This window comes from Clostridium zhoujianii, from assembly GCF_051590805.1.
GTDB lineage: Bacteria > Bacillota > Clostridia > Clostridiales > Clostridiaceae > Clostridium.
Map to the genome: position 1 here is coordinate 2,717,380 of NZ_JBPUTF010000001.1, position 16,164 is coordinate 2,733,543.

The following is a 16,164-nucleotide window of genomic DNA, read 5'->3' on the forward strand; positions in this document are numbered from 1 at the left end:
TTATTTCTTCCGTTCCTTCTGTATAATCATAAACTTTAAACTATTTTAAACAAAAAAACATAAGCACTTCCTTATATTGTGATATGGGGCTCTCACCTTCCTTTTCTTTTATATTTTTATTGTTTCTACTGGCTTCTATTAGCAATTAATAAATTAATTTTAATTTATAGATGGAGGGAGATTTTTCTCCCCCACCTTTTTTCTTATTGATGCTTAATTAAGTCATTATACTCATTTAAAGCATCATCAAGATTTTGACTCGCTACAACTACTTCATCGTCTACTAAACTTGTAGTTTTATTAATTATTCTTTGTAGTTCTTCTCGTAGCTCTTCTATTTTTCTTTCCATTCTTTCAATATCTTTCATATTATCACCTCCATTGCTAAATAATACTAATTACTTGCAATAAAGGTAATTTTATATAATATATTTAATACCTTTTATAGATAAATCACCTAACATTATTATGCTAGGTGATTTTTCAATTTGGTTGTTGAGAATTTACGAGAATTATCTTTATTAGTTTCCTACATTTTCATACTCTGCTATATTCCCTAATAATTCTTCATATCTATATATTCCTTTCTATATACTCTAGTAGCATTAATGTCTACTAAGTATTCATTAGCAAATATTCTTTGTTTATCTATTAGCTTGTCCATCAATACACCTTCTTTCTATATCTCGTATTAGTTATACACATTATGCACAATATATTGTGGATAACTTTTTTATTTTCTAATTTTTCCCATTTTATTTTTCTATATTTAAACTCAGTATAGTACTTAAATAATATATATTGTAAGATAAAGTAGCTCTCACCTTCCTTTTCTTTTATATTTTTTATTATTTCTACAGACTCCTATAGGCATTAAAAAAGAACCCTATTTATAGAGTTCTTTTTATTTTATTCCTCATCAACATATGTATCTCTTACATTTTCTAACAGTACATTTCCTCTTTGTTTTTTCCCTTCACCATCATATACTTCAAAATCATATCCTGGATATTGTTTCTTTAATTTATCCTTTATAAATGAAACATTTGCAGAGTTCTTGGTCATTCTCCCACTTACATAATTATTAGGTACACTTGCATCTCCTCTTACATCTTTCCCATCTTTGAAGAACTTAACGTCTATTCCTTCTTTTTTATAAATTGTTTTTTCAACAAACTCTATTCTAGGCATTACTACCACCACCTTATATTCATAATTCTACATAAAACTATAAATACCTTTTAATCTTTTTATTCACTAATAAACCCTTTATCATTTTTAAATATTTTATTCATTTACTTTAATTACATAATTATTTATTTTTACTTCCTCCATTATATACTTCCAAAACTCCTTGTTGAAAATATTTATCCTTGCTCTATATAAGCCTAGTCGAAATAATTTAGGTGCTATCTGTATTACTACTTTTTCCCCTTATTCTCTATTAACTCCTCTATTTTTCTATAGCAGTTGCTTGGTCCATATTTATTGTTAAAGATACTTATAATTTGTTCTTCCTATCTCCATACTTTAGTTCTTTGATTAAAATTGAACTTCAAAAAAAGTTAGGAGATTTATATAATATTGATCTAAACTTAGTTTTTGTAATTCTAAGGGGTACTATCTAGATGAAAGCAATGTAAGAAAGGAATTTAAAGATGTTGCTATAAAGGTTAGTGACTCAGATATTACCTTTCATTCAATACGTCATGCTTATGCTAATAGACTATTTAAAAACAATGTTACAGATAAAACTATTCAACTAATATTAGGACATAGTAATATATCCATAACTTTAAATATTTATACACATGTTCAAGAAGAAATACTAAGATCTGCTGTTAATACTTTTGAGGGGCAAAAGGGGGCAAAAAAGGGGCAAAACGAAAATTTGCAATTTTATCAATCACCGCAAAGTTAGTGTTTTCAATGGGTTTAGTCGTGTGAAATAAAAAAACCCGTAAGCATTTCGCTTACGAGCTTTGTGGCAGGGGCAGTAGGATTTGAACCCACAACCAATGGTTTTGGAGACCACTACTCTACCGTTGAGCCATACCCCTTTAGGACAAGATTGATTATATAATAATATTATTCAAAAATCAACTATTTGTTCTATAAAGGTATTATTATTTTTCTTCCACTGGAATTCCTTCATATATAGAAGTATAATTTCTAATCAAAAGTTCTCCAGCACTAATATCTTCATTATATCTTTCTAAATTAATGATTCTATATCCTTCTATAGTAAATTCTGTCTCTTTATCCTTAAGTATAATAACTTTATTAGGATCTAATTTATTAATTTTAACTATTTCAGTTAAAGGCTTGTCCTTAGTTAACTTAATAGGCGAAATTCCTATAGCCCTATAGAAATAATCCATATTATCATCTAAAGCTATAAATGTATAGTCACTTATTGTTCCATGTCTCTTTTCTAATTCTTTAATTGAATCATCTATTTGCTTAACTGCTTTATTATAATTATCTTCATACAATCCTCTATTAATGGGATCCCTATCTTGAATAGCTGACTTCACGTTATACAATGCAATCTTATATTCATCAAGGCCTGTCCAATAGTAAGGATTCTCTACATTACTATTTTCTGTTTCCATACTAATTGTTCTAATTCCTCTTGAAAGGTTGATTATACCTAATTTACCTTTCTTAAGCTTATCAATAACCTCATTAATCCAAGGTTCAAATTGATTACCGCTATAAAGAAATAAATCCATATTAGAAATATTACTTATAATTTCATCTGTATATTTAAACTCATTAGAGCTTTTCTCATCCATAAACATAAATTCAACATTATGCTTGTCTCCAGCTATAGCCTTTACCATTTCATATTGAATTTTATTACAAGTCATTATATTTAAATATATATCTCTATCACTTTCACTTCTATCAACCGTATTTGCTACTATCGGATTTGTAAATATTCCTAAGCCTAAAAATAAGAACAACGTAATCCCAAGCATAACAAATGTTACTTTTTTCAAGTAATCACCTCCTGGATTCAAATACCAGTTATTAACTTATTATAATTATATCAACTAATTCTTAATTAATGTATAACAAAATTATTACAATATTTATTTTACCCACTTATTAATGAATTTTACACGTTAATTAAAGGAATTTCAACTACCATAATCTGTTATTACCCTTCAATACTTTTCTTTTTCTCCATTTTTGGATAGAATATAAGGATAGAATAGATTTTGAAGGGAGATTGCTATGGAGTTTAAAGTAAATAGTATTGAAGAAACTACAAAGCTTGGTTATGAACTAGGTAAATTATTAAACTCTGGTGATATTGTTTGTTTAACAGGCGACCTTGGAACTGGTAAAACCCATATTACAAAGGGAATTGCTAAAGGTCTTGATATAAATGACACTATAACTAGTCCAACTTTTACTATAGTTAATGAATATGATAGTGGAAGATTAAAAATGAATCATTTTGATGTTTATAGAGTAAGTGATCCTGATGAAATATATGCAATAGGTTTCGATGATTATATTTTTTCAAATGCAGTTTCAGTTATAGAATGGGCAAATTACATTGAAGAAATTCTTCCAGAGGATTATCTTCATATACATATTTTAAAAGATCTATCAAATGGAGAAAACTTTAGAAATATTAAAGTAAATGGTTATGGAGATAGATATGATTATATTAAGGAGCTGAAATTATGATAGTTTTAAGCATAGATTCATCATCAAAGGTTGCTACTGTAGCTTTACTTAAAGATGATATGTTGATAGCCGAATATGTTTTAAATGATAAACGAGAGCATTCCGTATTACTTATGCCAATGATAGAAAATATCCTTAAAGAAAATGATTTAACTGTAAATGATATTGATGGTTATGTAGTATCAAAAGGCCCTGGTTCTTTTACAGGATTAAGAATTGGTATGGCTACAATTAAAGGAATGAGTTTTGGCTCAAATAAGCCTTACATAAGCTTATCATCCCTTGATGCCTTAGCTTATAGTGTATCTTCTTTTAGTGGAATAATATGTCCTATAATGGATGCACTAAGAGAAAGCGTATATACTGGTCTTTATAAAAATAATAATGATAAATTAGAAATAATTATGGAACCTACACCTATGGACTTAATTGACTTACTTAATTTGTTAAAAGAAAAGAAGGAAGAAGTAGTATTTACTGGTGACGGTCTAACTAAGCACAAAGATTTCATAAAAGAAAACTTCCCTAAGGCTCACTTTGCTCCAAACCATTTAAGTATTGTTAGAGCTTCATCTCTTGGAGAATTAGGATTAGAACTTCTAAAAAATGGGATATCTGATGATCCAAACTCTTCACCAGTTTACTTAAAGAAACCTCAAGCTGAAAGAGAATTAGAAAGAAGGATGAGGATGAGCGATGAATTTAACTCTTAGTTTAATGGAAGAGTCCGACTTAGATGGAGTCCTTGAAGTAAGTTCCATTTCTCTTAAGGAATCTTGGAGTAAAGGTGCTTTTTCAAAAGAGCTATCTAATCCACTTGCTAAATATTTAGTTGCAAAAGCTGATGATCGTGTTATTGGCTTTGCAGGTATCTGGATAATCGTAGATGAAGGACATATAACTAATATTGCTGTTCATCCAGACTTCAGAGGACAAGGTATAGGCAGGAATCTTGTTGAAGGCTTAATTGAACACTCAAAAAATTGGGGTTGCTATGCCTTAACCCTTGAGGTTAGAGCTTCTAATATTACAGCTCAAAATCTATATAAGAAGTGTGGATTTACCGTAGATGGTATTAGAAAAAATTACTATAAAGATAATAAAGAAGATGCTTTAATTATGTGGAAACGTGATTAAGAATGTAGTTCAAACTAAAAAGTTGGGACTTGTATCTCTTTTCAGGTTGGCTAGCTCTGTGAGATGCCACCTTGCAATGATATAAGTCCCAACTTTTTTATACTCTAAACTGTATATCTTATATAAAATCTCTAATAAATCATAGTTACTAATTAGAATTTTAATGATTCTTTTTCTGTTTTTTGACAGTTATACTAACTTGTTTTACAATATAGTTGTAGCTTGTAAAGCAAGTTAGTTCTTTCATCTAAATTTGATGAGTTATTTTTTTCTCTAACTACCATGCTTTGCAACTTAGCTATTAAACTATCTTATAAAAAGTTAAAACAAGAAAATCTTTAAATAAAGGTGGGTTATCAATGATTGATTTATATGAAAAGGGAAAGAAATATGGACTGGATGATGATCATCTAGATGTATTATATAGAATTAATAGTAAACTTTCCTCAACTATTATTAGTGAATCCTTTTGTGATGATGTTTTATCTGATTTACTTGATCTTTTTTCAGATAATCAAAAATCTGGAAGAAGAGTTACTGATATAACTGGCACTAATATAAATAAATTTATAGATGAAATAGCTGATTCCTATTTTTCTACTATTTCTAGAAAGAATATTTTTTCAACTTATATCATGTATGCCTTTATATATTCCTTAGCTTATACTCCATTATCTGCACTTCAAGGAGTATCAATTTCATCCACATTAGTTCTATCAGTTATAGGATTTATGTTAGGACTTTTGGTATGCATGATTATCCATAAGTGTAAACTAAGCAAATCAAAATTAGTTAATAATATCTGTTTCTTTATACTAGCTGGATACCCACTTAGTAATTTTATTTATGAAAACTTCTCCTTCTTTTCTAAAATTGAAACTTTACAAGTACCATTATATATATTATTTTTAGTTATAGCACTTCAGTTAGTAGGAATAATATTAACTTACAAACTAAAGAACTCTAGAAATACGGAGGATTAAATATGGCAACAAGTTCTCAATTATTAAAAGGACTAATGGATGGTGTTATTTTAAAGGTAATAAGTAAAGAAGAAACCTATGGTTATGAAATATATGAAAAGTTACAATCTTTAGGATTTGAAGATTTTGCTGAAGGTTCACTTTACCCACTATTATTAAGGCTTGAAAAAAAGAAACTTATAAAGGGTACAAAAAGACCGTCAGAGTTTGGGCCTGATAGAAAATATTATTCACTTACCAGTGAAGGACTAAATGAAATGAATTCCTTTAAAGATGTTTGGGATAAAATAAATACTGCTGTAGTATCATTATGGCTAGATAAATAAATAATAAATTCTAAAGGTAGGATTATTATCCTACCTTTAACTATTAAATATATCTACTAGTATTACCTTTATATATCCTATATCCATCTCCAAAGGATTCTATTAAATGTTTTTCTTCCTGTAATATAAGTAAATGTATTGAAATCATGCTTATTATCATAGTTCCTAGGGTAATTAAATTAGGAAATACTATAAATATCCCTGTAAACATAGTATAAAATCCAAGAAAAGCGGGATTTCTGCTATATCTATATATTCCATCTGTTACAAGCTCAGTCTTTGTATTTTTATCAATTCCAACTCTCCATGAAGTTCTCATGGAAAATGCTGCTACACCAAATATTATTACACCTATAAATATAATAACTATTCCTATCCATCTTACTATAGCATTTGTATATAAGTAAGGAATGTATTCATCTATTTTATCCCCTAAAATAGATTCTATAACCCATGCAAATCCCCATAAAAATGTAGCAATCTTCACTAGCCTTTCTATAAGTTTTATTTTCTTATTCTTTTTTCCCTTTCCAAGGACATTAGCATTTATTTTATTCTTTCTATATAACAAAAGTAATTTTCCTAAATATAATGATATAAATAGAATAAATAAAATTAATGCTACTAAATTGATTTTTTCCATTCTTATCCCCCCTATTTTTATTATTTTGAAATTATATATATGAATATATGCTCATATGTTTATATTATATTAAATTTCTTAATTTGTGAATAAAAAAGTTAGAGATTTTTAATTCTCTAACTCTTCTATAAAATATTCTTTTAATCCTTCAGCTGTATTAAATGTAATATGGCAGTCAACCTCATCATATTTATCTGCAAATCTACAATGTCCAAAATCCATATTAGCTGCCTTTGCTGCCTGATAATCAACTAATGCATCCCCAATATATATTGCTTGTCCTTTATTAATTTTTGCCTTTTCCATAGCTTTTAATAATGGTTCTGGATTTGGCTTATGTTTATCTGTATCTTCTTTACATACCCAAATCTTAAAGTACTCAAGTAAGCCTCTTTGAACAAAGTCATCATGAAGTTGTTGATGAGTTTTAGATGTTACTATTGCCAAGTTATAGCTTTTACTTAATTCTTCTAACATTGGCATAACTCCCTCAAAAACATAATTGTAGTGAGCATATTCCTTTACTTTATTCCCCCAATATACCCACGTATCCATAATTTTTTCTTCTTTAACCCCTATATTCCTTAAAGCCATGTCACCTGGAATTCCCATATACTTTCTTATTTCTTCCTCTGTGTACTCCTTATTAAATAGCTCTTTCATTGTTATCATAAGTCCAATGCTATTACTTCTTGCAGTTTCAATTAAAGTACCATCAACATCAAATATAATCCAATCATATCTCATTAATTATCCCCCTTATAAAATTAATTCTAAGTCTGATTTTAAAGTTCTTTGATTAGTTAAGTTAATGCCTTTTATTCCAAACTTCTCTGCAATTTCTACATTTTCTCTAACATCATCAATAAAGACACACTCTTCTGCTTTCAAGTTATATTTTTCTAGAATTAATTTATATACTTCTGGATTAGGTTTCATTAATTTCTCTTTATATGAAGCTATGCCACCATCAAATAACTTAAAAACAGGATACTCTTCATTTACATACTTAAATGCTTTTTCATGAAAATTAGATAAGAAGTATAATTTATATCCCTTAATTTTTAATTCATTAATCACTTCTATAGTTGATTCTATAGGCGTCAACATTGGATACCAATTGTCAAAAGCCATTCTTATCTCCTTTTCTAGTTCTAGATTTCCTGCACATATTCTTTCTATTGCTTCATCTTCTGTTATAGTTCCTTCATCTAACCTTATCCACTCCTCACCAGCAAATATAACCTTCATAAGTTTATTAACTTTCACTTCATCTTTAATCTTATCCATTAAATATTTTTTAGGTTCAAAATCCAATACAACTCTTCCTAAATCAAATATAATATTTTTTATCATTAACAATACCTCCTAGATTATGCTTTAACTATTAATACCTTTTCATCTATTAGTTTTAATGCTAATTTTGTAGCACCAATAACTGCATAATTTTCCTCATCCTTATTGAACTCTATCTCACATAATGTTTTATTTGTTGATATTTCCTCTAACCTATCAACTATAGCTTTCTTACAGTCCATTTTGAATATTTCTCCACCTACTACAATAGCTTGCGGATTTAAAATACAATTTACCGTTGCAATTAAATATGATGTAATATCTATACATTCTTTTTTACTAAATTCCTTTGATAATAGATTATTTATAATACCATCTTTATAGGGCAAGGCTCCAATTTCTCCTGCAAAATTTGTACTACCATCTATTATTTTATTATCTACTATTATCCCAGCACCTGCCCCTAAGGAAGTTAAACAAATATAAACCACATCTTCTATATTTTTATCTATTGCATATCCCAATGATATTACATTCAAATCATTCTCTATTATTACAGGTATATTATAATTTTCTCTTATATATTTTCTTATAGGATATTCAACCCAATCATTAAGTTCATAGCCTGAATAGTATCCCTCTTTACTAACCACACCTGGAACACTTATTACAATTCCTGATATATTATCATAGTTTTCTAGCACTCTATCCATAACTTCCTTTAAAATACCTATCGTTACCTGCCTTTGTCTGTACACTACTCCCGATGTTATCTTATCACCTATGAAGTTTAAAACATTATAGGTTAGTCCTTCTCTGGAAAAATAGATTACTAATGCTAACTTTCTATTCTTATTTATAGAGTATATCTCAGCTCTTCTCCCACCTGTAGAATCACCCTGACCATTAATAATTATTTCTCCTTCCTTAAGTAATTCTGATATTATACTTCTTACTGTAGTTTGACTTACTCCAGTATCTTCAACAATCTTCTGTCTAGTGGTACTACCTTTCTTTTTTATAGATTCCATTATTAAAGATCGATTAACTTTTTTTATCTCTTTCTGATTTCCTGCAATATTACTCATACTTTTCCTCTCTATTTCTCGTATACACTTCTTATTATCCTACAAGGATTACCTACTGCTACAGAATCCTTTGGAATAGACTTAGTTACTACGCTTCCTGCCCCAATAACACAGTTATCACCAATTGTTACCCCAGGTAATATACATACACTACCTCCAATCCATACATTATCCCCAATAAATACTGCATTACTACAAGTTTTATAAGGAGATTGTATAGGATTTTGCTTATTTAATCTCTCTCTTGGATTAACCGGATGCATAGCTGTGTATATTTGAGTATTAGGACCAATTAAACTATTTTTTCCAATAGTAATATTATTATCATCTAATAATACACAATTATAATTTATAAATGTATCATCCCCAATATAAATATTCTCCCCATAGTCACAACTGAAGTTTTTTTCTATCCAAACTCCTTTACCACATCTCCCCAATAATTCTTTTAACAGTTTTTCTTTTAATTCTTTATCTCTTGAATTTGAATTATTAAATCTATCCAATAACTCTTTTGTTTTATGATATCTATTTTGTAGTTCTTCATCTCTTGTATTATAAAATTCCCCATTTAACATCTTTTCTTTTTCTTTCATAATACCTCCAAAACTTTTATTATAAACTTTTAAAAGTTTCTAATAAAAGTTTACTACATTATTCTTTCAATTTCAATAATTTGGCGGTTACTAAAAATAATTATATTTTACTTTTCCCACCAAATCCATCCCCCTCTCTCCATTAAGTATAAATATAATAATCTTTTCTTTAATTTCATCATATTTATTAAATATCTTTTTTGCACCCTCAACATCGTTATAGACTTTCCAATAGCCACAAAATAAGCATTTTTTATTAGAGCTCATAAAATCATTAACATCCTTTATAGGTATTCCTAAAAATAATCCTAATTCATGCGGACAATCACATTTGCTATATCTATCTTTTAGTACATTTAAAATTTCATATATATTTTTAGCTTCTGAATATCCAATCTGTATCAAAAGATTTTTATTATCTTCTTTATAAAGGTATTCCTTCAATAAATATTTGTTGTAAATTAAAATTATAACTACATCATTGTAGCTCTTTATTTCTAGCCACTTTAAGTCCATGTCATCTATAAATCCTCTTCCATATCTGATCCACTTGTCATAAGAATTGTCTCCATTTCTCTTAAATGTAATTGTTGAAGCCGGCTTAATTCCAGCTATAACTGGTGATAAATTATATACTAATATATTTTCAATATACTCCTTGTCTTTCATAACCTTTAATATATTATAAAATTCTATATACTCATAAGATGCTAAACCCACTTTAATCACTCCTAATAACTATTTCTAAAGTTATTCTTCCTCAGAGTAATCTAATATAGACATACTTTTTGTATAATTTTATATAAAGAAAAAACTCTGATAAATATCTTATCAGAGTTTTTTAAATAACAATATTCTATTTATTTTTCATTCTTCTAAACATTATATTAGCTCCCCATATAAAAGGTCTATATAAAATTTTATTAACATCATTCTTAAATAACCTTTTTGATTTATCTGAAATAGTATTACCTGATGTTATTTCTTTCATAGCTGATTCAAGAGCCCTACTAATTCTTTCTCCTTCTTTTCCTGCCTTATCCAAAGCTTTAGATTCTATTCTAATTGCACCTCCATAAGATAACCCACCTAGCCATCTCATGTTAACTTTATTACAGAAGCATTTCCCGCTTCTTATTAATGGATCTATTCTTCTGCTTTCAGGAAAATTACATTGTCCAATCACAAAAAATCCTTTTTCTGATAAATCATCTATATATTTATTTTCCATCGCCTCTAAAAATGCTAATACTGGATATGGAAAAGTATCAACATACAAAGGACTAACTATTCCTATTATATCTGAACTTCTTATTGCATTTTCTAAACTATTAAATTCATTGTTATTAAAAGCTCTTTGAATACTTATTATTTCGGTATCTTTTCCCTCTTTACTTAAAATTTCTTTTATAGCATTGCATATATTTAATGAATTTCCATTAATCCTTGTACTTCCATTTAATAATAGAATGTTACTAACCATTTAAAATACCTTCCTTTAATTCTTTAGATATAATGCCTAATATAACATCTTTATTATCACTGGTGTTCAGTATTATAGTTTTATATGAACTACAATCAAAATTAATATAATTTGCTTTTACAACTGACTTAAACCCTTCTACCTCTTCACAATCTTGATTATCTATAGCCCCTATAGCTATTAATTTTTTACCATTGTAAGGCATTTTATGTACCATATATCCTTCTTTTAATCCCAAAAATTTCGATCCTATTGGTAGTAATCTATCTACAGCTTTTTTTAGGGTCTTTGAGTATGTTCCATACTTTATATTAGTTAAGAATATTATTAATTCGCTATCTTTATATTCAGCTAATACCTCTACCCCATCATCTTTCTGAACGCAAATTCCACTTTCAGCACATCCATTACAACATCTACAATACCCTACTGTCTTTTCTCTTAATTTAATATGACTTATATCATATTTATTTAATAAATTAAGGAGTATTCCTTCTATATCATTTGAATTATTCATACCATTAAATATACAAATTTTCATATGCTACCTCTTAATTCATTATTTTTACAAAATCTGATATACTGCTTTCATCTATTCTGTTAATATCCTTCTTCCCATCTACCTTTTCATCATTCTTTTGGGATTTACTAATCATCTTTATAATTTGTCTTTCAAAGAAATTCATTTTACTAAATAAGAATGCTCCACCAAAATTCACCTTTCCCTTTGCATTTTTTAATATATCTTCATCAAAATTTTCTTTAAATTGTTGTTTTGCCTTTTCATTATCAGACATACAAACCATAAATAAGCCGAAGTCCTTTTTTATTAACTCTTCTTTATTATTCTGTACAAAATTCTTAATTTCCTTATTCATCATCCCCATATATATAGATCCACCAATGATTACTTTGTCATAGTCTGATAAACTAATATCTTTATTAGTATTAATATCTACTAGATCTACTTCCCCACCTAACTTTTCTTTTAATTTCCTTGCACACATTTCTGCTGTTCCATACTTTGATCCAAAAATTATAATAGATTTCACTCTATTTTCCCCCCTTATTTATTGTCATCTTTAATTTCAAACTTATTAATATTATCATTAAATTTATTCATTCCTTTAAATATGATTATTAGATCCTCCTTACTAACACCACTAAATACATTATTTAAAAATTCTAAATCCCTATCTCCTCTATTCTCACTATAGCTTTGAAGTTTATCAGTTAAATGGAGCCTTAAGGCTCTTTTATCCTTTTCTATTTTTATAAACCCCTTTTCTTCAAGCTTTAAAGCTAACTGCTTTACATTCTGCCTAGATGATCCTATTATCTCACCAACCTGGCTAAGAGTAGGTGCTTCATCTTTAAAAAACTCTGATATTCCAATCAATAAAAGCCATTGCTTTGTAGTAATCTCACCTAAAAAGCTATCTCCAATAATTTGAAGCCTATTAGAAAATACGAATATACCACCAAAAATATACTTTTGTAAAAATTCTTTATCTAATTCCTCCATCCCGCCTCCTCCTTATATGTAATATATTACCTTATTAAGTAATATATTACCTTAATTCATGTTATAACGCAATTATATATATTCCTTTTTCAAAAATAATTATTCTATTGAAAAGTGACTTTGCTCTAAAAATATACTATTATATATTTATACTATATTTTAGGAGATTAATTATGTTGACTGATTCAGATATAAATTTTTTAAATACTAACCTTAAATTTTATAAAAAACTTACAATAGAAGAAAGAGAGATTTTTAATTCAAAGTCTTTTACCTCAATATTTCCTAAAAACTCTGCAGTCTTCTCTGCTGATAAAGAATGTAGTGGACTAATTATTGTTGTAAAGGGAACTTTGAGAGCCTTTCTAAACTCTCCTGAAGGTAAAGAGATAACAATTTATAGACTATTAGATAGGGATACTTGTATTCTCTCTGCTTCATGTATATTTAAAAATATACATTTTAATATAAATATAGAAGCTAGTGAAGATACTGAGGTTATTATATTGCCAAGTAAATACTTAGACTCACTTTCAAAAAGTAATCCTATACTCCAACAATATATTTTAGAGTTAACACAATCAAGGTTCTCTGATGTAATGTGGACTATAGAGCAACTTGTATTTACTAGCTTTGATAAAAGATTAATAAGCTATCTACAAGATTATAATTCAGAAACTATCAAAATTACTCATGATGCTATTGCAAGAGATTTAGGTACTGCTCGTGAAGTAGTTTCTAGAATGCTAAAATACTTTGAAAAAGAAGGAATGGTTAAACTCTCTAGAGGTACTATAAATATCATAGATTTGAAAAAAAATTAGTACTATAAATCTCTATAGTACTAATTTTTTCTTACTTTTTATCTGCTCTATCTGAAAAAAATGATAATATCACTGAAGATATAAGTAATGTCATACCTAAATACAATATCCCTCTATTATCACTTATTGGGCATGCCCCTTCTGGCAACCCTACTCTACTAACTATCACTTTATATAGTCCATATACACCAACTATAACCCCAGAATACATTAGATAATCACTTATTTTATTTATTCTTTTCTTAATAATTTTTTCTCTCATTTAACTTCACAATGATCCTTAATTAAAATTGTAATTTGTTAATATACTATCCCTATTCATACTTTTATCGTTAAAGTACTCATAATAACTTAGTGCTAAAAAGCTTCCTGCTATATTATATATATTGTTAAATCCTAATTGTTGCAATAATAAAGTTGCATTATAGCTTCTTTGGCCTGTTCTGCAATGAAGATAAACGGGTCTATCTTTAGGGATTTCATCTAGTCTTTCTCTAATCTCACTAAATGGAATATTTTCAACTCCATTAATATGACCTCTTTCATATTCAACCTTTTCTCTTATATCAATTATAGTCTCACCTTTCTCTAATAAGCCTCTTACTTTATCTACTCCTATCTGTCTAAAATCTCCCCTTAAAAGATTTGATCCAACATAACCTGCAAAGTTAACTACATCTTTTGCTGTTCCAAATGGTGGAGCATAAGATAAATTTAAATTCTTTAACTGTTCTACTGTTCCTCCAAAAGCTATTGCTGTAGCTATAACATCTATTCTTTTTGTCACATCACCCTTACCTATCGCTTGGGCACCTAAAACTCTACCTGTTGGTACTTCAAATAATAGTTTTAGATGTATTGGACTATTTCCTGGCATAAGACTAACTTTATCATTCCCTATTATTCTTACTACTTCATAATTAGTCTTCATTCCTAATGCTTTAATTAAACCCTCACTTAATCCTGTTGCTGCTCCATTGAAATCAAATACCTTTATAGCTGATGATCCTATAAAGCCCGGATTATTAACTGAAATTCCATTAATATGATCTGCTACCGCTCTAGCTGCTATCTGTGCTGGGCCTGCTAATGATATCTTTGTCATGGTTCCCATTAAAGGATTAAATACTTCTATTGCATCACCTACAGCATATATATCTTTATCATTAGTTCTATAGTTTTGATCTACCTTTATTGCCCCTGTATCTCCTAGCTCTAAATTAGCTTCTAATGCTAGAGTAACTTCTGGCATAACACCAATTGCCATAACAACAGTTCTAGCTTCTATCCTTTTGCCAGACTCTAATAACACTTCATTTTCAGTAAATCCATTAACCTTATCTCCAATTACTAGGTTTACTCCATGATCCATCATTTCTTTATGAAGTATTTGCACCATATCATAATCAAAAGGTTTTAATATTTGTGGCATTGCTTCAATTAAAGTAACATGGTAACCAGCCTCATTTAAATTTTCAGCTGCTTCAACACCTATGTATCCACCTCCAATAACTGCAACCTTTTTAGATTCATTACTCTTTACATACTGGTTCAATTTATCTATATCTACAACATTTCTTATAGTAAATATATTTGCCTTCTCGATTCCTTCAATTCTTGGAACTATAGGCTTTGCTCCTGGTGATAATATTAACTTATCATAACTTTCTTCATAAGTTTCTCCAGTTACTACATTATGTACCTTAACTTTTTTGTTTTCTCTATCTATACTTAATACTTCATTATTTACTCTTGCCTCAATTCTATATTGAGAAATAAACTTCTTTGGATTCATCAAAATCAGCTTTTCTGCTTCATCTACGACTCCGCCTAAGTGGTATGGTAATGAACAATTTGAAAATGAAACATGTTGCCCTTTTTCAAACATTATTATTTGATCCTCTTCACTTAATCTTCTAAGTCTAGCTGCTGCTGATGCTCCTCCAGCGACTCCACCAATAATTAATATTTTTCTTTTCATACTAACCCTCCTAAACCAATTACTTTCTCTTTGTTCCTACATAAGAACCCATTCCACCAGATACATTTATCACTTTAAATCCAAGTTTATTTAATGCCTTAGTAGTTCTTGAGCTTCTCATTCCTGACTGACACATTATGTAATATTCCTTTTCTTTATTTAAGTACTGATCTGGATCACTTAGAATTTTATCCATTGGTATATTCTTAGATCCCTTAATGGCACCTGATTTAACCTCATAAGGTTCTCTTATATCTATTAAATTTATTTTTCCTAATACATTATCTAAATCATTAACATTTACTGACTTAACTGAATTTTCACCAAATATTGAAAACATACATTTTCCTCCTAGCTTTTTTATTTCTTACTTAAGTTATATACCTTTTATTAAAGCTAGTCTGTGACAAAATCACTAAAGTTCATCTCATAGATAATTTCTTACCTTTTTCCCGATAAATTTTAAAGTCCGCCTTTATTTTGCCATATTTTTCATATATACTATTATTATCGAGTATAGTTATATAATTTAGCGTTATAGGTTAAGTCCTAGCGTCATATTTTATATATTTTAAGA

At 28.4% G+C, this 16,164-nt stretch carries 22 protein-coding genes, 1 tRNA gene and 1 pseudogene; 7 read left to right on the forward strand and 17 right to left on the reverse strand.

Features of this window, described 5'->3' with window-relative positions:
• Positions 1 to 203 precede the first annotated feature (203 nt).
• Positions 204 to 368: an aspartyl-phosphate phosphatase Spo0E family protein gene (locus tag ACSYT2_RS12830; RefSeq protein WP_430855621.1), complete on the reverse strand. Its 165-nt coding sequence runs from the start codon at positions 366 to 368 to the stop codon at positions 204 to 206.
• A gap of 541 nt (positions 369 to 909) precedes the next feature.
• Positions 910 to 1,191 carry a hypothetical protein gene (locus tag ACSYT2_RS12835; RefSeq protein ID WP_438384907.1) on the reverse strand — a complete coding sequence of 94 codons (282 nt, stop codon included), beginning with the start codon at positions 1,189 to 1,191 and terminating at the stop codon, positions 910 to 912.
• Positions 1,192 to 1,609: 418 nt separating this feature from the next.
• Between ACSYT2_RS12835 and ACSYT2_RS12840 the strand changes: the two are divergent.
• Positions 1,610 to 1,921 (forward strand): annotated as a pseudogene (locus tag ACSYT2_RS12840) (tyrosine-type recombinase/integrase); the annotation flags it as partial.
• Between the two features lie 64 nt (positions 1,922 to 1,985).
• Here ACSYT2_RS12840 and ACSYT2_RS12845 read toward each other — a convergent pair.
• Both ACSYT2_RS12845 and ACSYT2_RS12850 read right to left on the reverse strand, forming a co-directional pair.
• Positions 1,986 to 2,060: transfer RNA gene (locus ACSYT2_RS12845), tRNA-Trp, on the reverse strand.
• 66 nt (positions 2,061 to 2,126) lie between these two features.
• Positions 2,127 to 3,005, reverse strand: a complete 879-nt coding sequence (locus ACSYT2_RS12850; RefSeq protein ID WP_438384908.1) for a metal ABC transporter substrate-binding protein — start codon at positions 3,003 to 3,005, stop codon at positions 2,127 to 2,129.
• Between the two features lie 238 nt (positions 3,006 to 3,243).
• Here ACSYT2_RS12850 and tsaE point away from each other — a divergent pair, with 238 nt between their 5' ends.
• The 5 genes from tsaE to ACSYT2_RS12875 all read left to right on the forward strand — a co-directional run bounded on the left by tsaE (position 3,244) and on the right by ACSYT2_RS12875 (position 6,151).
• Positions 3,244 to 3,705, forward strand: coding sequence for a tRNA (adenosine(37)-N6)-threonylcarbamoyltransferase complex ATPase subunit type 1 TsaE (gene tsaE / locus ACSYT2_RS12855; RefSeq protein ID WP_430855624.1), 462 nt, complete (start codon positions 3,244 to 3,246; stop codon positions 3,703 to 3,705).
• Entirely contained in the window at positions 3,702 to 4,418 is a 717-nt protein-coding gene (tsaB, locus tag ACSYT2_RS12860; protein WP_430855625.1) for a tRNA (adenosine(37)-N6)-threonylcarbamoyltransferase complex dimerization subunit type 1 TsaB, read from the forward strand. Before tsaE ends, tsaB begins: the two co-directional genes overlap by 4 nt.
• Positions 4,402 to 4,842, forward strand: coding sequence for a ribosomal protein S18-alanine N-acetyltransferase (rimI, locus tag ACSYT2_RS12865; RefSeq protein ID WP_430855626.1), 441 nt, complete (start codon positions 4,402 to 4,404; stop codon positions 4,840 to 4,842). Before tsaB ends, rimI begins: the two co-directional genes overlap by 17 nt.
• A gap of 359 nt (positions 4,843 to 5,201) precedes the next feature.
• Positions 5,202 to 5,825 (forward strand): hypothetical protein, encoded by a 624-nt coding sequence (locus tag ACSYT2_RS12870; protein ID WP_438384909.1) that lies wholly within the window; start codon positions 5,202 to 5,204, stop codon positions 5,823 to 5,825.
• A gap of 2 nt (positions 5,826 to 5,827) precedes the next feature.
• Positions 5,828 to 6,151, forward strand: coding sequence for a PadR family transcriptional regulator (locus ACSYT2_RS12875; protein WP_430855628.1), 324 nt, complete (start codon positions 5,828 to 5,830; stop codon positions 6,149 to 6,151).
• Positions 6,152 to 6,194: 43 nt separating this feature from the next.
• On the opposite strand, the gene ACSYT2_RS12880 is transcribed toward ACSYT2_RS12875, so the two are convergent.
• The 10 genes from ACSYT2_RS12880 to ACSYT2_RS12925 form a co-directional block, all read right to left on the reverse strand.
• On the reverse strand, positions 6,195 to 6,794 hold the full coding sequence (locus tag ACSYT2_RS12880; RefSeq protein ID WP_438384910.1) for a methyltransferase family protein: 600 nt from the start codon (positions 6,792 to 6,794) through the stop codon (positions 6,195 to 6,197).
• 108 nt (positions 6,795 to 6,902) lie between these two features.
• Positions 6,903 to 7,541 carry an HAD family hydrolase gene (locus tag ACSYT2_RS12885; RefSeq protein ID WP_438384911.1) on the reverse strand — a complete coding sequence of 213 codons (639 nt, stop codon included), beginning with the start codon at positions 7,539 to 7,541 and terminating at the stop codon, positions 6,903 to 6,905.
• Between the two features lie 12 nt (positions 7,542 to 7,553).
• Positions 7,554 to 8,150 carry an HAD family hydrolase gene (locus ACSYT2_RS12890; RefSeq protein WP_438384912.1) on the reverse strand — a complete coding sequence of 199 codons (597 nt, stop codon included), beginning with the start codon at positions 8,148 to 8,150 and terminating at the stop codon, positions 7,554 to 7,556.
• A gap of 17 nt (positions 8,151 to 8,167) precedes the next feature.
• A complete protein-coding gene (locus tag ACSYT2_RS12895) occupies positions 8,168 to 9,178 on the reverse strand; it encodes an ROK family transcriptional regulator (RefSeq protein ID WP_430855632.1) in 1,011 nt (336 codons plus the stop codon).
• Between the two features lie 11 nt (positions 9,179 to 9,189).
• Positions 9,190 to 9,774 (reverse strand): sugar O-acetyltransferase, encoded by a 585-nt coding sequence (locus ACSYT2_RS12900; protein WP_438384913.1) that lies wholly within the window; start codon positions 9,772 to 9,774, stop codon positions 9,190 to 9,192.
• Positions 9,775 to 9,864: 90 nt separating this feature from the next.
• The gene (locus ACSYT2_RS12905) at positions 9,865 to 10,494 is read right to left on the reverse strand and encodes a DUF3793 family protein (RefSeq protein WP_438384914.1); all 630 of its coding nucleotides are present in this window, start codon (positions 10,492 to 10,494) and stop codon (positions 9,865 to 9,867) included.
• Between the two features lie 136 nt (positions 10,495 to 10,630).
• On the reverse strand, positions 10,631 to 11,257 hold the full coding sequence (locus ACSYT2_RS12910) for an NAD(P)H-dependent oxidoreductase (RefSeq protein WP_430855635.1): 627 nt from the start codon (positions 11,255 to 11,257) through the stop codon (positions 10,631 to 10,633).
• A complete protein-coding gene (locus tag ACSYT2_RS12915; protein WP_438384915.1) occupies positions 11,250 to 11,798 on the reverse strand; it encodes an NAD(P)H-dependent oxidoreductase in 549 nt (182 codons plus the stop codon). The genes ACSYT2_RS12910 and ACSYT2_RS12915 overlap by 8 nt, the downstream gene beginning before the upstream one ends.
• A 10-nt stretch (positions 11,799 to 11,808) precedes the next feature.
• Entirely contained in the window at positions 11,809 to 12,309 is a 501-nt protein-coding gene (locus ACSYT2_RS12920) for a flavodoxin domain-containing protein (RefSeq protein WP_438384916.1), read from the reverse strand.
• Positions 12,310 to 12,323: 14 nt separating this feature from the next.
• Entirely contained in the window at positions 12,324 to 12,782 is a 459-nt protein-coding gene (locus tag ACSYT2_RS12925; protein WP_438384917.1) for a MarR family winged helix-turn-helix transcriptional regulator, read from the reverse strand.
• Positions 12,783 to 12,955: 173 nt separating this feature from the next.
• Here ACSYT2_RS12925 and ACSYT2_RS12930 point away from each other — a divergent pair, with 173 nt between their 5' ends.
• Entirely contained in the window at positions 12,956 to 13,606 is a 651-nt protein-coding gene (locus ACSYT2_RS12930) for a Crp/Fnr family transcriptional regulator (protein ID WP_430855639.1), read from the forward strand.
• Positions 13,607 to 13,637: 31 nt separating this feature from the next.
• Here ACSYT2_RS12930 and ACSYT2_RS12935 read toward each other — a convergent pair whose 3' ends face one another.
• Genes ACSYT2_RS12935 through ACSYT2_RS12945 form a run of 3 tightly spaced genes read right to left on the reverse strand, consistent with a single transcriptional unit; the run spans position 13,638 to position 15,927 of the window.
• Entirely contained in the window at positions 13,638 to 13,868 is a 231-nt protein-coding gene (locus ACSYT2_RS12935) for a hypothetical protein (RefSeq protein WP_430855640.1), read from the reverse strand.
• A gap of 18 nt (positions 13,869 to 13,886) precedes the next feature.
• Positions 13,887 to 15,587, reverse strand: coding sequence for an FAD-dependent oxidoreductase (locus ACSYT2_RS12940; protein ID WP_438384918.1), 1,701 nt, complete (start codon positions 15,585 to 15,587; stop codon positions 13,887 to 13,889).
• A 19-nt stretch (positions 15,588 to 15,606) separates the two neighbouring features.
• On the reverse strand, positions 15,607 to 15,927 hold the full coding sequence (locus ACSYT2_RS12945) for a rhodanese-like domain-containing protein (protein WP_430855642.1): 321 nt from the start codon (positions 15,925 to 15,927) through the stop codon (positions 15,607 to 15,609).
• Positions 15,928 to 16,164 lie beyond the last annotated feature (237 nt).

Bases quoted from the DNA above. Each gene is read 5' to 3' on its own strand.
- ACSYT2_RS12830 (WP_430855621.1), bottom strand. From the start codon at position 368: ATGAAAGATATTGAAAGAATGGAAAGAAAAATAGAAGAGCTACGAGAA.
- ACSYT2_RS12835 (WP_438384907.1), bottom strand. From the start codon at position 1,191: ATGCCTAGAATAGAGTTTGTTGAAAAAACAATTTATAAAAAAGAAGGA.
- tsaE (WP_430855624.1), top strand. From the start codon at position 3,244: ATGGAGTTTAAAGTAAATAGTATTGAAGAAACTACAAAGCTTGGTTAT.
- tsaB (WP_430855625.1), top strand. From the start codon at position 3,702: ATGATAGTTTTAAGCATAGATTCATCATCAAAGGTTGCTACTGTAGCT.
- rimI (WP_430855626.1), top strand. From the start codon at position 4,402: ATGAATTTAACTCTTAGTTTAATGGAAGAGTCCGACTTAGATGGAGTC.
- ACSYT2_RS12870 (WP_438384909.1), top strand. From the start codon at position 5,202: ATGATTGATTTATATGAAAAGGGAAAGAAATATGGACTGGATGATGAT.
- ACSYT2_RS12875 (WP_430855628.1), top strand. From the start codon at position 5,828: ATGGCAACAAGTTCTCAATTATTAAAAGGACTAATGGATGGTGTTATT.
- ACSYT2_RS12880 (WP_438384910.1), bottom strand. From the start codon at position 6,794: ATGGAAAAAATCAATTTAGTAGCATTAATTTTATTTATTCTATTTATA.
- ACSYT2_RS12885 (WP_438384911.1), bottom strand. From the start codon at position 7,541: ATGAGATATGATTGGATTATATTTGATGTTGATGGTACTTTAATTGAA.
- ACSYT2_RS12890 (WP_438384912.1), bottom strand. From the start codon at position 8,150: ATGATAAAAAATATTATATTTGATTTAGGAAGAGTTGTATTGGATTTT.
- ACSYT2_RS12895 (WP_430855632.1), bottom strand. From the start codon at position 9,178: ATGAGTAATATTGCAGGAAATCAGAAAGAGATAAAAAAAGTTAATCGA.
- ACSYT2_RS12900 (WP_438384913.1), bottom strand. From the start codon at position 9,774: ATGAAAGAAAAAGAAAAGATGTTAAATGGGGAATTTTATAATACAAGA.
- ACSYT2_RS12910 (WP_430855635.1), bottom strand. From the start codon at position 11,257: ATGGTTAGTAACATTCTATTATTAAATGGAAGTACAAGGATTAATGGA.
- ACSYT2_RS12915 (WP_438384915.1), bottom strand. From the start codon at position 11,798: ATGAAAATTTGTATATTTAATGGTATGAATAATTCAAATGATATAGAA.
- ACSYT2_RS12925 (WP_438384917.1), bottom strand. From the start codon at position 12,782: ATGGAGGAATTAGATAAAGAATTTTTACAAAAGTATATTTTTGGTGGT.
- ACSYT2_RS12930 (WP_430855639.1), top strand. From the start codon at position 12,956: ATGTTGACTGATTCAGATATAAATTTTTTAAATACTAACCTTAAATTT.
- ACSYT2_RS12935 (WP_430855640.1), bottom strand. From the start codon at position 13,868: ATGAGAGAAAAAATTATTAAGAAAAGAATAAATAAAATAAGTGATTAT.
- ACSYT2_RS12940 (WP_438384918.1), bottom strand. From the start codon at position 15,587: ATGAAAAGAAAAATATTAATTATTGGTGGAGTCGCTGGAGGAGCATCA.
- ACSYT2_RS12945 (WP_430855642.1), bottom strand. From the start codon at position 15,927: ATGTTTTCAATATTTGGTGAAAATTCAGTTAAGTCAGTAAATGTTAAT.